The organism is Kitasatospora sp. NPDC001132 (genome assembly GCF_053598415.1).
In genome coordinates, this window is sequence record NZ_JBSFKF010000001.1 from 378,540 (window position 1) to 392,296 (window position 13,757).

Consider the following 13,757-nt stretch of genomic DNA (forward strand, 5'->3'; position numbering starts at 1 on the left):
GGTTCGGACGAACGCCGAACCGGCTATATCCGCCACCGACCGGTGACCAGCAGCGGGCCTCTCGGCCCGGGCGCACGGGCGGCGCGCACGACGGCCGCCGCCGGATGCCGCGCCGGAAGAGCCGCCCGGCCGTCGCCGCTGACGGCGAAGGGGCAGGGCGCGGGAACGCAGACGGAGCGGACGGACCGGGACGGCCGCTGCGTGGGAACGGCGGCCTCCCCGACCGCGCAGTGCAGCTCCGGGGATCCGGAGGAGGACTCGTGCGGATCGACCGGGACGCTCACCCCGGCCGGATGGAACTGCCGGGCGTCGAAGTGCTGCTGGGGGCAGCCGACGGGCAGCAGGGAGAACAGGCCGAGCAACAGCGCGGCCAGGAGCCTGATCGGCATGACGGGACTCCGCGCGGCCGCGCGACGGCGGCAGCGGATCGGCGAGGACGGGGGGCGGACGCGGGCAGCGCGCACCGGCCCGCACCGCGAGGCGGGCGTGGCGGGGCGCGGCCCGGAGGCCGGTTTAGATCCTCAGCAGGGCGATCCGGTGCGGGAGTTCGGGCACGCCGGACTCGGCGCTCCTGGCTGTCGGCGCCACCCGGCCAGGGGCCGGTGCGGCGTCCCCGAAGGTGGGCTGGACGGCGACGGCCGACCGGGCGGCGTCGGCGCGGGGAGCGTCCTCGGGCTTGCCGGACAGGCATTCGCCGCCGGGGTGGTCGGCGTCCTCGTCGTGCTCCTGGTGCTGCGCGGGCAGGGTGGGTTGTGGGGCCTGCGGGGCCTGTGGGGCCTGCGGGCCGTCGTCCGTCGGTACGGCCTGTTCGGTCTGGGCGGACCAGACGATCCGGATCGGATCGGTGTGCCCGGCGCCGTTCTCGACACCGAACCCGTGCGCCGCGAACACGGCCGCCAGCAGGGCGCCCAGCCAGAACAGCCGCGCCGCCACCCCTCGGGGGCGGGCGCGTCGTGTGCGCAACGGAGACCGGCCGGTGACCATGCCGTGATCCTAGCCCGACTTCCTGCTCCGCCATAGCGTGCCTCAGTTGATGTGATGAATCGTCAACTGACCTCTCCGTGAAGCCGGAGGGCGGTGCCCGGTCACCCGGCGGAGGCCCGCTCCCAGGCGAGCGCCTGGTCCCTGGTGAGCCGCCACACCAGCTCCTCACCGGTCTCGCTGGGGGCGAGCGCCTCGGCGGGGCGGCGCCGGTGCTCGGTGAAGCCGAGGCGGGCCGGTACGGCGCCGCTGGCCCGGTTGGCCGGGTCGTGCACGATCTCGACGCACTCCACTCCCGGCAGGCGGAAGGCCTCGACGGCCAGGGCCCGCGCGGTCCGGGTGGCCAGCCCGTGCCCGGTCGCGGCCGGGTGCAGCCAGTAGCCGATCTCGCGGGCCTCGGCCGGGGTGTCGTCGCGGCGGAACAGGTCGCAGGCGCCGACGATCGCGCCGTCCCGCACGATCGCGTAGGTGAAGTCCCGTCCGCTCGCCCAGAGTTCGGCGCGGCCGGCGAGGAACTCGGCGGTCTTGGCGCGGCTGTGCTCGGCCACCCAGGGCATCCAGGGCCGCAGGTGCTCCAGCGACTCCTCGATGACGGCGAAGTACTCGGGCAGGTCCGACTCGCCGTCGAAACGGCGCAGGACGCCCCCGTCCAGGGCGATGACGTGCGGCGGATGGTTCATGGCGGAAGGATGGTCCGTGCACCCTTCTCCCGGCAACGGGTTTTGGCGGGGCCCGGCAACCGGCCTTGACGGGGGCGGACGCGGCTCAGCTCCGGGCGGCGTGCCCCGGCGTGCGGCCGGCCCGGGGGTGGTCGCCCGGCGGGGTGAGCCGGTGCAGGAGGACGGCCGCCTCGCGGTCGGTGACCTCGTGGAACTCGCCGTACCAGGGCCCGGCGGCGTGCGCGTAGCGGGGCAGGTGGAGGCAGACCACCGCGTCCGCGTCGTGGCGCAGGTCGGCCGCGACCCGGGCGTCGCCGACCGGCGCGGCGAGGATCAGTCGCTCCGGCTGGTCGGCGGCGAGGGCGTGGAGGGCCGCGCGGGTGGTGAGGGCGTCGGTCAGTCCGTCGGAGACCAGGACGGCGGTGCGGCCCTGCAGCGGCAGCCGGTCCCGGCCCTGGCGGTACAGCGCCTCGCGGCGGTGCACCTCGACCCGCTCGCGCTTGACGCTCGCGCCCAGCTCGGCCGCGGTGACGCCCAGGCTCCGCAGGGTGTACCGGTCGAACAGCGGCGGGTCACCGTCGGCGATCGCGCCGACCGGACGGTCGTGGCCGCGCACGGCCAGCGGCCGGACCACGGTGGCGTCGAGCGGGGCGCCCAGGGCCTCGGCGACCTCGGCGGCCACCGGCAGCCCGCCGGGCGCGAGCCCGAGGACCACCACCGCGCCACCGGGCGGCCCGTCCAGCAGCGGGGCGAGCCTGCGAGCCAGTTGGTGTCCGGCGGTGCTGCGGTCGAGGAATATCACGGGCCTGTCCTTGTCCTCCAGGTGTCCGAGCGCCCCGGTCGGGGCCAGGGTCTGTCTCCAAGGGGCGGTACGAACCGGCGAGCGGCCCATGGGCCCCGCCACAGGGCGGATTCCCGGTCGCGGCGGGCTCTAACACCCGGGGCGCGAATCAGGGCGAACCGGGGCGGGCGATCCGGTGGTCCGGGGGCGCGAATCAGGGTGAACCGGGGGCGCGGACCGGGACCTGCGGTGCGATGCGTCCGTCCCGGCGGGTGTGTCCCGGCGGTGTCGGGGCAGGCGCGCAGGCATGGACGGTCGACGAACGGTGCCCCCGCCCGTACCCGCGGTGCTCACGGGTACGGCGGTCCGCGCGGCCCGGTACGGTGCGCGCGATGATGGTCGGGACGGCGCCCCGCCGTCCTCACCGTCCCCGTCGCACCGGGAGCGAGCCATGGCAGGGTCACCCGAGCACGAGCCCGTCGGCCAGGACGGCCCGGGGCGGGGCAGCCCGGGTGGGAACGGTGGCGGCGAGTTGGCGTCCGGCGATCTGCGCGTCGCGGTGGGCGACCGCGGCCCGGTACGGATCGTCACCGTCGCCGGGGAGCTGGACCACGACAGCGCGGACGGGCTGCGCGCCGTGCTGGCCCGCCCGCCGTCGGGGATGGGCATCGAGCGGATCGTGGTCGACCTCGCCGGCCTGCGGTTCTGCGACTCGACCGGGCTGAACGTCCTGCTGCGCGCCCGGCTGGATGCCGAGGCGGCCGGGCTGCGGCTGGAAGTGGCCGGTCCCCTCCCGCCGGTGGCGCGGCTGTTCGCGATCACCGGGGCCGACGGTGTGCTGAGCGTCCACCCCGACCTCCGCACGGCGCTGGCGGCCTCCGGTGAGGGCCCCACCGGGCCCGGCGCCCCGCCCGAGCCGAGCTGAGGAGGCAGGCCGTGAACCGCCCCGGGAACAGTGGCCCGCCAGACCGGGAGGAGACCAGGCGACTGGTGCTGGGCGGCATCGCCGGCGCGGTGCAGCGCAGCCGCGAGTTCAGCCGGCGGGCACTGGTGTCCTGGCACTGGCTGCCGGCCGTCGACGAGAACCGGCGGGCCGCGGCCGAGGACGTCCTGCTGATGGTCTCCGAGTTGGTCACCAACGCCTGTCTGCACGCCCCCGGCGGCCCGCGCGAGCTGCGGCTCCACTGGGACGGCGCCCGGCTGCGCGTGGAGGTCGCGGACGCCAGCCCCGTCCCGCCGCGGCTGCGCCCGTCCGCCGCGACGAGTCGGCCGGGCGGCCACGGGCTGCGGGTGGTGGACCGGCTCGCCGCCGCCTGGGGCTCCCGGCCCGAGAACGGCGGGAAGCAGGTCTGGCTGGAGGTGTCGCGCCCGCCGGCCCTGACGGTCGCCGGTGCGGACGGGGACAGGGCGTCGGGGCGGTCGGACTGGGGCTGATCGCCGCCCTTCCCGTCGCGCCGTCCTCGCGTCCTCCTCGTCGCGTCCCCCTCGTGCGTCCTTCTCGCCGCGTCCTTTCGCGCCGTCCGGAAGGGGTTTCCGGCGCCCCGCAGCGGATAACCGCGTGGATGTGGGAGTGCCGGTCGCGAACCGGCGCGGGATCCGGGCGGCGCGAGCGGCCGGACGGAGCGAGAGGAGCGCGCAGCCATGACGCAGCGCCGGTCGAACCACGGGGGCCCGGTTGCCGACCGGTCCGAGGAGCTCACCATCGAGAGCCGGCCGTGGGCCCTGGGCACCGTGCTGGTGCTGCTCGGCGAACTGGACCTCGATTCGGTGGCCGTTCTGCGGTCCGCCCTCGACCGGGCCCTCGCCGAGCCGGCCACCGTGGTGGTGGTGGACTGCGCCGGGCTGGAGTTCTGCGACTCCACCGGGCTCAACGTCCTGCTGCGCGCCAAGGCCAGGGCCGAGGTGGACGACAGCCGGATCGAGCTGGCCCGGCCCCGGCCGCTGATCCTGCGGATGCTCGAACTCACCGGCGCCACGGATGCCTTCCCGATCCGCGAGACCGTCCCGGGCTGAGGCACTGACGCACTACGGCGCCGGGGCCCGCCGGTCCCGGCGCCGTAGTGCCGGGCCTCCTCCCCACGTGTCACCCCCGGCCCGCGGTGGCAGAGTGGGAGCAGGGCGGCGGCCCGCCGCCCTCGGTGCCGAGGTGCCCGGACGGCGCACCCCGGCCGTGCGAGCGATCCGGACGGTGGACGGATGGACGAGCACCCGGTAGCCGGAGCCCCCGCGTCCGACCCGGCCGAGCAGGCGCTGCGGCAGCTGCTCGCCGGGCTGACCGCCGTGCGCGACGGGGACTTCCGCACCCGGCTCTCCCCGGACCGGCCGGGGGTGCTGGGGGAGATCGCCGCGGTCTTCAACGGCATGGCCGACCAGCTGGCCCGGGTGACCTCCGAGGTGACGCGGGTGGCCAGGGAGGTCGGCACCGACGGGCGGCTCGGCGGCCAGGCGCAGGTGCCGGACGCGACCGGGACCTGGCTGGAGCTGACCGACGCGGTCAACGCGATGGCCGGCAACCTGACCTGGCAGGTGCGCAACATCGCCCAGGTGACCACGGCGGTGGCCCGCGGCGACCTCACCCAGAAGATCGAGGTGGACGCGCGGGGCGAGATCCTGGAGCTCAAGAGCACCGTCAACACCATGGTGGACACCCTGTCCTCGTTCGCGGACGAGGTGACGCGGGTGGCCCGGGAGGTCGGCACCGAGGGCCGGCTCGGCGGCCAGGCGCAGGTGCCGGGCGTCGCCGGGACGTGGCGCGACCTGACCGACTCGGTGAACGCGATGGCGGGCAACCTGACCTGGCAGGTGCGCAACATCGCCCAGGTGGCGACGGCCGTCGCCGAGGGGGACCTCACCCAGAAGATCTCGGTCGCCGCCCGCGGGGAGATCCTGGAGCTCAAGACGACCATCAACACCATGGTCGACCAGCTGTCCTCGTTCGCCGCCGAGGTGACCAGGGTGGCCCGGGAGGTCGGCACCGAGGGCCGGCTCGGCGGCCAGGCGGACGTCCGGGACGTCTCCGGCACCTGGCGGGCGCTGACCGAGTCCGTCAACGTCATGGCCGACAACCTCACCGCCCAGGTCCGCTCGATCGCCGAGGTGACCACCGCCGTCGCGAAGGGCGACCTGACCCAGAAGATCCGGGTCGACGCGCGCGGCGAGATCCTGGACCTGAAGGAGACCATCAACACCATGGTCGACCAGCTGTCCTCGTTCGCGGACGAGGTGACCCGGGTGGCCCGGGAGGTCGGCACCGCCGGGAACCTGGGCGGCCAGGCCACCGTCCGGGGCGTCTCCGGGACGTGGAAGGACCTCACCGACAACGTCAACGTGATGGCCTCCAACCTGACCGGCCAGGTCCGCTCGATGTCCGAGGTGGCGACGGCGGTGGCGCGCGGTGACCTCTCCCGGAGGATCACCGTCGAGGCCAAGGGCGAGGTGGCGGCCCTCGCCGACGCCATCAACACCATGGTGGACACCCTCTCCGTCTTCGCCGACGAGGTCACCAGGGTGGCCCGCGAGGTCGGCACCGAGGGCATCCTGGGCGGCCAGGCCCGGGTGCCCAACGTCGCCGGGACCTGGAAGGCGCTCACCGACAACGTCAACTTCATGGCGCACAACCTGACCAGCCAGGTGCGCAACATCGCCCAGGTCACCACCGCCGTCGCCGACGGCGACCTGACCCGCAAGATCGACGTAGACGCGCGCGGCGAGATCCTGGAGCTCAAGACCACCGTCAACACCATGGTCGACCAGCTCTCCTCCTTCGCCGCCGAGGTGACCAGGGTGGCCCGGGAGGTCGGCAGCGAGGGTCGGCTCGGCGGGCAGGCCCGGGTGGAGGGCGTCTCCGGCACCTGGAAGAGGCTCACCGAGAACGTCAACGAGCTGGCCGGCAACCTGACCCGGCAGGTCCGGGCGATCGCCGAGGTCACCAGCGCCGTCGCGGCCGGGGACCTGACCCGCTCGATCAGCGTGGACGCCTCCGGCGAGGTCGCCGACCTCAAGGACAACATCAACGCGATGGTCGGATCGCTGCGCGAGACCACCCGGGCCAACCTGGAGCAGGACTGGCTCAAGAGCAACCTGGCCCGCTTCTCCGCCGCCATCCAGGCCCGGCGGGACATCCGTGCCGTCGCCCGGATGATCGCCGACGAGCTGACCCCGCTGGTCGGCGCCCAGTACGGCGCGTTCTTCCTCGCCGAGGAGGGCGCGGACGGCACCGAACTCGCCCTGATCAGCGCCTACGGCCGCCCGGCGGGGGAGCACCTGCGGCTGCGCCTGGGGGAGTCCCTGGTCGGCCAGGCCGCCCGGACCAGGCGGACCGTCGCCGTCGACGACCTGCCGCCCGGCTACGCCACCGTCTCCTCAGGCACGGGCGGCACCCACGTCCGCTCGGTGGTCATCCTGCCGATCGCCCTGGAGGAGTGGCTGATCGGCGTGATGGAGTTCGCCTCCGTCCACCCGTTCACCCAGGTGCACCGCGACTTCCTGGGCCAGTTCGCCGAGGCCTGCGGGGTCAACCTCGGCAACCTGCTGGCCAACGCCCGCACCGACGAGCTGCTCGGTGAATCCCAGCGGCTCACCGCCGAACTCCAGGCCCGGTCCGAGGAGTTGCAGGAAGGGCAGGAGGAACTGCGGCGCTCCAACGCCGAGTTGGAGGAGAAGGCCGCACTGCTCGCCCAGCGCAACCGGGACATCGAGGCGAAGAACCTGGAGATCGAGCAGGCTCGTCAGGAACTGGAGGAACGGGCGCGGGAGTTGACCCGAACCTCCATGTACAAGTCGGATTTCCTGGCCAACATGAGCCACGAGCTGCGCACCCCGCTGAACAGCCTGCTCATCCTCGCCCAGCTGCTCGCCGAGAACAGCGGCGGCAACCTCACCCCCAAGCAGGTCGAGTACGCGGGCGTGATCCACTCGGCCGGCACCGACCTGCTCCAGCTCATCAACGACATCCTCGACCTCTCCAAGGTGGAGGCCGGGAAGATGGAACTCGCCATCGAGTCCTTCGCGCTGCGGGAACTGCTGGAGTACGTGGAGTCCGGGTTCCGGCCGCTGGCCGACCAGAAGGGGCTCGCCTTCGAGGTGTCCGTCGACCGGGCCGTGCCGGAGCGGATCGCCACCGACCAGGCGCGGCTGCGCCAGGTCCTGCGCAACCTGCTCTCCAACGCCGTCAAGTTCACCGACACCGGCCGGGTCGAGCTACGGATCGAACGCGTCGAGGAGGCGGAACTGCCGCCCGGACTCGGCCGGACCCACGCCGCGGTGGCCTTCCACGTGGACGACACCGGGATCGGCATCGACCCGGACCACCTGGACACCATCTTCGGTGCCTTCCAGCAGGCCGACGGCTCCACCGCGCGGCGCTACGGCGGCACCGGCCTCGGGCTGTCGATCAGCCGGGAGCTCGCCCGGCTGCTCGGCGGCACCATCACCGTCCGCTCCGCGGCGGGGCAGGGCAGCCGGTTCACGCTGTACCTGCCGCTGGGCGAGCAGGCGACGGCGGGCGGGGAGTCCGCGGCGGACGGGGCCGAGGCGCGGGTCCTGGTGGTGGAGCCCGACCCGCCGGGGCTGCTCACCCAGCTCGCCCGGGCGGCGGTCGGGGCCCTGGCGACCTCGTCGGACGGCGCGTCACTGTCGAGCGGTGCCTCCTCGCCGGGCGGTGCGTCGCCACCGGACGGCGCATCGGAGGGCGGGACGGCGGAGGCGGTGCGGGTCGACGGGGTGGGCGACGAGGCCGGGCTGCGGGCCGCGCTCACCAGCGGGCCGTACCGGTGCGTCCTGCTGGACCTGGTCGCCTCCGCGGACCTCGCCCCGCTGCTCGGCGAACTCGCGGCGGGCGGCACACCGGTGCTCGGGTACGGGCCCGGCGGCGCGCCGCCCGAGGGCGTCGAGCAGGTCGGCGGACTGGACGAGCTGCGGGTGCGGGTGATCCGGGCGCTCGGCGGCGAGCCTCCCGCGCCCGTCGAACGGCCCCCCACGGCCACGGCCCCGGCGGGACCGCTCGCCGGACGGACCGTACTGATCGTCGACGACGACATCCGCAACGTCTTCGCGCTCACCGCCGCCCTGGAACGGCACGGGCTGAGCATCCTGCACGCCGCCGACGGCCGTGCCGGGCTCGACCTGCTGCGCAGCCACCCGGAGACCGACCTGGTGCTGATGGACGTGATGATGCCCGGAATGGACGGCTACGCGGCCATCGCGGCGATCCGCGACGACGCGCGCTTCGAGCGGCTGCCGGTCGTCGCCGTCACCGCCAAGGCCATGCCCGGCGACCGGGACCGCAGCCTGGCCGCCGGTGCGGACGACCACGTCACCAAGCCGGTCGACACCGGCCGGCTGCTGGAGCGGATGCGGGACTGGCTGGGCGCGTCATGACCGCTCCTCGGCGTGGGGGAACCGCGGCCCGGCGCGCGGGTGTCGCAGATCAGTGCCCCGGCACCCTGCCCCGGATCAGGGGTGCGCCGTGAGCGCCGGGCAGGCGTCCTCCGCCCAGGAGGCCGCGGAGCGCACCGCCCGGGCCCTGGCCGAGACCGTCCGCCGCCTCCAGGCGGCCACCGCCCGGGCCCACGCCGAGGCGCGGACCAGGGCCGCCGTCGACCTCGCCACCGGCATCCTGGCCGAGCGGCTCGGCCTGCCCGTCACCGAGGCCGCCGCACACCTCGCCCGGCTGGCCCGGGAGGCCGGCGTGCCGGTGCTCGTGCTGGCGGCGGACATCGCGGGGCTGCCGGAGCCGGAGCCGGAGCCGGGGCCCGGGTTCGATGCGGGCACCGGACCTGGCCCCGGGCCCGCGGCCTTCGGCCTCCCCGTCGCCGAACCGCCCGAAGCCGGCCCGCCCGTCGCGCCCGCGCTCGCCGCCGCGCCCGACCTGCAGCACGCCGCCGGGGCCGTGCTGGACCAGGCCGCGGCGGCGCTCGGCGTCCGCGCCGTGGCCGTCTGGCAGCGCCTGCCCGGCGGTGCGCTCGCCCTCGCCGCGCACGCCGGGCTCTCCGCCGAGGAGGCCGCCGACTGGGCCCGGGTGCCGCCCGGCGTCCCCACCCCGGCGCAGCGGGTCGTCGGCGGCGCGGCCGAACTGTGGCCCGGCGAGCCGGAGACGGACGGCCCCTCGGTGGGCGCCGGCGCCGCCCGGGCCGTCCTCCCGCTGCTCGACCGGCGCCGCCGCCGGGGCGCGCTGGAACTGCTCTGGCCGGCCGCCGGACCGGACCCCGCCGTCGGCTCCGTCCCCGTGCTCGGCCCGGCCCAGCGCCGCGAGCTGTACGCCCTCGCCGACCTCTGCACGACCCTGCTCGGCCGGCCCCCCGAGCCCATCGCCCCCGAGCAGGCCGGCGCCCTCCTGGACGGGCAGCTCACCCCCGCGCTGCTGCTGGCACCCGTCGTCCGGGCCGACCGGATCGCCGACTTCACGGTGCTGCGGGTCAACGCCAGGTTCCGCGACCCCCTCGGCCGGCCCCGCGAGGCACTGGAGGGAGCCTCGCTGCTGGAGACGTACCCCGTCGCCTGCGCCGCCGGGTTGCTCGACCGCCTGCTGCGCGCCTACGAGACGGGCGTGCCGTCGACCGCCGAGCCGGTCCGGCTGGCCTTCCGGGACCAGGGCCCGGCCGTCCCGGTGGCCGTCCTGCTCTCGGCCGTCCCGGTCGGCGGCCGGCTGCTGGTGTGCTGGCAGCTGGACGACGAACGGGAGCAGGACGAGCGCGTCGCCCTGCTGCGCCAAGCCCAGCGGCTGGCCCGGGTGGCCGGGTTCGAGGAGCGCCCCGCCGAGGGCCGGATCCGCTGGAGCGACGGGCTGCGCGAGCTGTACGGGCTGCCGCCGGACGCGCCGCCCGTACCGCTGGACCGCCTCGCGCGGCACACCCACCCGGACGACCGGCCGGCGATCCGTCGTCTGCTGGACACCGTCCGGCACCACCACCGCACCGCCTCCGCGGTGGTCCGGCTGGACCGCCCCGACGGCACCCACCGCTTCACCCGGGTGATCGCCGAGCCGGAGGTCGACGAGACCGGCCGGCTGGTCGCCGTCCGCGGCGCCTACCACGACGTCTCCGCCCAGCACTGGACGGAGGTCGCGCTCGGCGCCACCCGGGAGCGGCTGGCCGACAGCGAGCAGGAGTCGGCCGAGCGGGAGCAGCTGGCACTGCGGCTGCAGCAGGCGATCCTGCCCGCCGCCCCGCCCCCGCTCGGGGTCACCGGCCTGCACGCCGCCGTCCGCTACCGGCCCGCCGCCCAGCGCGACCGGGTCGGCGGGGACTGGTACGACGTGCTGGTGCTGCCCGACCGGCGGGTGCTGCTCGCGGTCGGGGACGTGGCCGGGCACGGCGTCGGCGCGGCCACCGGGATGGTCGCACTGCGGCACGCGCTGCGCGGCCTCGCCGTCACCGGCGCCGGCCCCGGCCGGCTGCTGGCCTGGGCCAACACCGTCGCCCTGCGCGAACCCGGCCAGGTCACCGCGACCGCCGTGTGCGTGCTGCTGGACCCGCTCGGCGGCGAACTGCGCTGGGCCAGGGCCGGCCACCTGCCGCCGATCCGGCTCGGCGCGGACGGAGCCCAGGTGCTGCCGCTGCCGCACGGCGTGCTGCTCGGCGCGCTGGACGACGCCGAGTACGAGGAGCACACCGCCCGGCTCGACCCGGGGGACGTCCTGCTGCTCTACACCGACGGGCTGGTCGAACGCCGGGACCGCCCGGTGGAGGAGTCGGTGGAACAGCTGCTCCGGGCGGCCGGCGCTCCCGGCCCGGACCTGGAGCTGTACCTCGACCGGCTGCTGGAACTCAGCCCCGCCGACACCGACGACGACACCTGCCTGATCGCCGTCCAGCCCGAATAGGAGTCGCCCCAGGCGGGTAGGCGCGAGCGGACGAGGGGGGCCGAGAGTAGGACGGAAGCGATCCCCATGTTGCTGCTGGGACTTCTGCTGATGGCGGCGTCCGGCGCGTTCGTCGGACTGCTGATCGCGGACAACCTCTCCGGCGGGCCCGACTACCAGGTGATGATCCTCGGCCACCGCCTGGTGGTGCTGAACAGCCTGAGCATCTTCCTCGCCGGCGTCGCGCTGGCGCTGCTCTTCTGCCTCGGCCTCGCGCTGATCCGGCTGTCCGGGCGGGTCCGGCGGTCCTCACGTGTGGTGCGCGCCGCGCCCGCCGAGCGTACGGACCCCACCGGCCGTACGGACCCCACCGAGCCCGAACAGCGCGCCGCCACGCAGGGCGGCCGGATGCGGCACCGACCCGGACACTGAGCACCGACCGGGGGCCGACGGGCGCGCCCCGTCACCCCCGCCCACCGACCCCTCACCCCGTCCCGGGAGGCCACCATGGACCTCGCCCTCCTCACCCCGCTGCTCGACCGCCCCGGCCCCTGGGCGTCCGTCTACCTCGACACCTCCCGCGCCACCGAGGACGCCGCCCGGCGCCGGGCGCTGCTCGACCGGGCCGCCGTCCAGCGGCTGGCCGACGCCGGGGCCGACGACTCCACCCGCGCCGCCGTCCGCGACCACCTGGCCGCGGCACCCGCCGCAGGGTCCCCGCCCGGACGGGCGCTGTTCGCGGCGGACGGCGAGGTGGCGCTGGACGTCCCGCTCGCCGCCTCCCCGCCCGACGTCGCCGCCACCTGGGCCCCGCTCCCGCACACCGGCCCGCTGCTCGGCCTGCTGGACGACGCGGTGCCCGCCTGCCTGGTCGCCGCCGTCGACCGCACCGGGGCGGAGCTGGAACGCTACGAACTCGGGCGCGGCGCGCCGATCGGCACCGTCGAGGGCCCGCAGTGGCAGGGCCGGGGGCACCGCGCCCCGCCCGCCGACCGCTACGAGTGGCACTACCGGCACCGGGTCGAGGACACCTGGGAACGCACCGCGGGGATCGTCGCCGAACACCTCGGCCGGACCTGGCCGCGCAGCGGCGCCCAGCTGCTCGTCCTCACCGGCGGAACCAGGGAACGCCGGGCCGTCCAGGACCGGCTGCCACCCCGACTCCGTGCGGTGACCCTTGAGTTGGACGGCGGCACCGGAGCCGCCGGCACCTCCCGGGAGGCCTTCGAGTGCCGTCTCCGCGAGGCCTGGGCCCGGCACCGCGCCCGGCACCTGGCCGAGCTGCTCGACGCCTTCCACGCCGGCGTCGGCCGGCCCGGCGACCACCGCACCGACGCCGCCGGCACCCAGACCGCGCCCGGCCAGGCCGCCCAGGGCATCCCCGCCGTACTGAGTGCCGCCCGGCAGCACCAGCTCGCCGCGCTGCTCGTCCAGACCGGCGGCCACGACCCCGAGCGCCCGGTGTGGACCGGCCCCGAACCCGAGCACCTCGGCGTCCAGCGGGCCGACCTGCGCGACATGGGCGTCCGCCACCCGGCCCAGGCCCCCGCCGCCGACGCGCTGCTGCGCTCCGCCACGGCCTCCGGCGCCGAGGCCGTCCTCGTCCCCGAACTCGCCGACGGCCCACCCGGCGGCCTCGGCGCCGTGCTGCGCTGGCCCGCCTGAGCCGCGCCGCCTGACGCCCGGTCCGGTGGTCAGACCCGCCGTGGCACCTCGGGACCGTGGAAGCCGCGCGGCTTCCGCCTTCCACCTGGGTGGGCGAGTGCGGGCAGAGCCGGGAGGCCGACGCGACTCCTCGGCCCGGCGCGGTGGGTGCGTCATTCCGTGGCGGCCGCCGGCTCGGGTACGACGCGCCAGGTGGGTTCGAGGGGGAGCAGGTGGCCCGTCAGCGTCCGGACGTCGGCGGGGACGTCGGCGCGGGCGAGGAGGGCGGGGAGGTGGTGGACGGTGTACGCCCGGTGGGCGGCAGGGGTGGTCCAGAGGGTGGTGACGAGGTAGCGGTCGGCGGCGAGGCGGGCGACGGTGCCGCCGAGCATGCCGTCCGCCGCGGCCATGCCCGGGGCCCAGACCTCGTGCTGGACGGCGAGGAAGCGGTCGGCGCGGCCGGGGCGGAGGAGGCAGTCGGCGGCGCGCAGGGCGGTGGCCCGGGCGAGGGCGGAGGGGAGGGAGGGGGCCGCGCCCGGCATGGTGAGCACGACCGGGCCGGTGGCGACCGCGATCTCCGTGTAGCTCGAGCGCTGGTCGGCGTGGGCGGCGGCCGGGTCGTGGCGTTCGCGCATGAAGCGGGCGTACGCGGGCTCGTCGCTCCACAGGGCGAGCAGGAGGGCCCGATCGCCGTCGGGCGCCCAGCCGCCGGCCTGGCCGATCAGGCCCGGCTGGTCGGAGATCGCCGACCAGCGGCGCTGGCCGGCGGCGAACGCCTCGCGTGCTCCGGGTCGTACCCGGCAGTCGATCCACTTGCCGTACATGTGGGTCATCATGCTGCGGGGAGGCGGCGGGGCGTCAATCGGGCGCTGGTCCGGGGGAGGGTCGGGCC

12 protein-coding genes are annotated in these 13,757 nt (G+C 76.1%); 7 read left to right on the forward strand and 5 right to left on the reverse strand.

Features of this window, described 5'->3' with window-relative positions; genetic code table 11:
• Positions 1-23 precede the first annotated feature (23 nt).
• The 4 genes from ACWDBE_RS01445 to ACWDBE_RS01460 all read right to left on the reverse strand — a co-directional run bounded on the left by ACWDBE_RS01445 (position 24) and on the right by ACWDBE_RS01460 (position 2,442).
• Positions 24-389 carry a hypothetical protein gene (locus tag ACWDBE_RS01445; RefSeq protein ID WP_449806822.1) on the reverse strand — a complete coding sequence of 122 codons (366 nt, stop codon included), beginning with the start codon at positions 387-389 and terminating at the stop codon, positions 24-26.
• Positions 390-513: 124 nt separating this feature from the next.
• Positions 514-984 carry a hypothetical protein gene (locus ACWDBE_RS01450; protein WP_449806823.1) on the reverse strand — a complete coding sequence of 157 codons (471 nt, stop codon included), beginning with the start codon at positions 982-984 and terminating at the stop codon, positions 514-516.
• A gap of 101 nt (positions 985-1,085) precedes the next feature.
• A complete protein-coding gene (locus tag ACWDBE_RS01455; RefSeq protein ID WP_449806824.1) occupies positions 1,086-1,661 on the reverse strand; it encodes a GNAT family N-acetyltransferase in 576 nt (191 codons plus the stop codon).
• 85 nt (positions 1,662-1,746) lie between these two features.
• Positions 1,747-2,442: a phosphoribosyltransferase gene (locus tag ACWDBE_RS01460; RefSeq protein ID WP_449806825.1), complete on the reverse strand. Its 696-nt coding sequence runs from the start codon at positions 2,440-2,442 to the stop codon at positions 1,747-1,749.
• Between the two features lie 430 nt (positions 2,443-2,872).
• On the opposite strand from ACWDBE_RS01460, the gene ACWDBE_RS01465 reads away from it, so the two are divergent.
• The 7 genes from ACWDBE_RS01465 (at position 2,873) to ACWDBE_RS01495 (ending at position 12,886) form a co-directional block, all read left to right on the forward strand.
• Entirely contained in the window at positions 2,873-3,346 is a 474-nt protein-coding gene (locus tag ACWDBE_RS01465; RefSeq protein ID WP_449806826.1) for an STAS domain-containing protein, read from the forward strand.
• Between the two features lie 11 nt (positions 3,347-3,357).
• Positions 3,358-3,855, forward strand: coding sequence for an ATP-binding protein (locus ACWDBE_RS01470; protein WP_449806827.1), 498 nt, complete (start codon positions 3,358-3,360; stop codon positions 3,853-3,855).
• A gap of 207 nt (positions 3,856-4,062) precedes the next feature.
• On the forward strand, positions 4,063-4,434 hold the full coding sequence (locus ACWDBE_RS01475; protein ID WP_449806828.1) for an STAS domain-containing protein: 372 nt from the start codon (positions 4,063-4,065) through the stop codon (positions 4,432-4,434).
• A 183-nt stretch (positions 4,435-4,617) separates the two neighbouring features.
• Positions 4,618-8,799, forward strand: a complete 4,182-nt coding sequence (locus ACWDBE_RS01480; RefSeq protein ID WP_449806829.1) for a HAMP domain-containing protein — start codon at positions 4,618-4,620, stop codon at positions 8,797-8,799.
• A gap of 88 nt (positions 8,800-8,887) precedes the next feature.
• A complete protein-coding gene (locus ACWDBE_RS01485; RefSeq protein WP_449806830.1) occupies positions 8,888-11,242 on the forward strand; it encodes a PP2C family protein-serine/threonine phosphatase in 2,355 nt (784 codons plus the stop codon).
• A gap of 66 nt (positions 11,243-11,308) precedes the next feature.
• Complete coding sequence (locus ACWDBE_RS01490; RefSeq protein ID WP_449806831.1) at positions 11,309-11,653, forward strand: hypothetical protein; 345 nt, start codon at positions 11,309-11,311, stop codon at positions 11,651-11,653.
• A gap of 75 nt (positions 11,654-11,728) precedes the next feature.
• Positions 11,729-12,886: a baeRF2 domain-containing protein gene (locus ACWDBE_RS01495; RefSeq protein WP_449806832.1), complete on the forward strand. Its 1,158-nt coding sequence runs from the start codon at positions 11,729-11,731 to the stop codon at positions 12,884-12,886.
• A 152-nt stretch (positions 12,887-13,038) separates the two neighbouring features.
• On the opposite strand, the gene ACWDBE_RS01500 is transcribed toward ACWDBE_RS01495, so the two are convergent.
• Positions 13,039-13,689: a DUF4937 domain-containing protein gene (locus ACWDBE_RS01500; RefSeq protein ID WP_449806833.1), complete on the reverse strand. Its 651-nt coding sequence runs from the start codon at positions 13,687-13,689 to the stop codon at positions 13,039-13,041.
• Positions 13,690-13,757: the final 68 nt, after the last annotated feature.

What these genes read in the sequence shown, in the direction of transcription:
- ACWDBE_RS01465 (WP_449806826.1), top strand. Translation starts at nt 2,873, where the DNA reads ATGGCAGGGTCACCCGAGCACGAGCCCGTCGGCCAGGACGGCCCGGGG.
- ACWDBE_RS01480 (WP_449806829.1), top strand. Translation starts at nt 4,618, where the DNA reads ATGGACGAGCACCCGGTAGCCGGAGCCCCCGCGTCCGACCCGGCCGAG.
- ACWDBE_RS01490 (WP_449806831.1), top strand. Translation starts at nt 11,309, where the DNA reads ATGTTGCTGCTGGGACTTCTGCTGATGGCGGCGTCCGGCGCGTTCGTC.
- ACWDBE_RS01455 (WP_449806824.1), bottom strand. Translation starts at nt 1,661, where the DNA reads ATGAACCATCCGCCGCACGTCATCGCCCTGGACGGGGGCGTCCTGCGC.
- ACWDBE_RS01475 (WP_449806828.1), top strand. Translation starts at nt 4,063, where the DNA reads ATGACGCAGCGCCGGTCGAACCACGGGGGCCCGGTTGCCGACCGGTCC.
- ACWDBE_RS01495 (WP_449806832.1), top strand. Translation starts at nt 11,729, where the DNA reads ATGGACCTCGCCCTCCTCACCCCGCTGCTCGACCGCCCCGGCCCCTGG.
- ACWDBE_RS01500 (WP_449806833.1), bottom strand. Translation starts at nt 13,689, where the DNA reads ATGTACGGCAAGTGGATCGACTGCCGGGTACGACCCGGAGCACGCGAG.
- ACWDBE_RS01445 (WP_449806822.1), bottom strand. Translation starts at nt 389, where the DNA reads ATGCCGATCAGGCTCCTGGCCGCGCTGTTGCTCGGCCTGTTCTCCCTG.
- ACWDBE_RS01450 (WP_449806823.1), bottom strand. Translation starts at nt 984, where the DNA reads ATGGTCACCGGCCGGTCTCCGTTGCGCACACGACGCGCCCGCCCCCGA.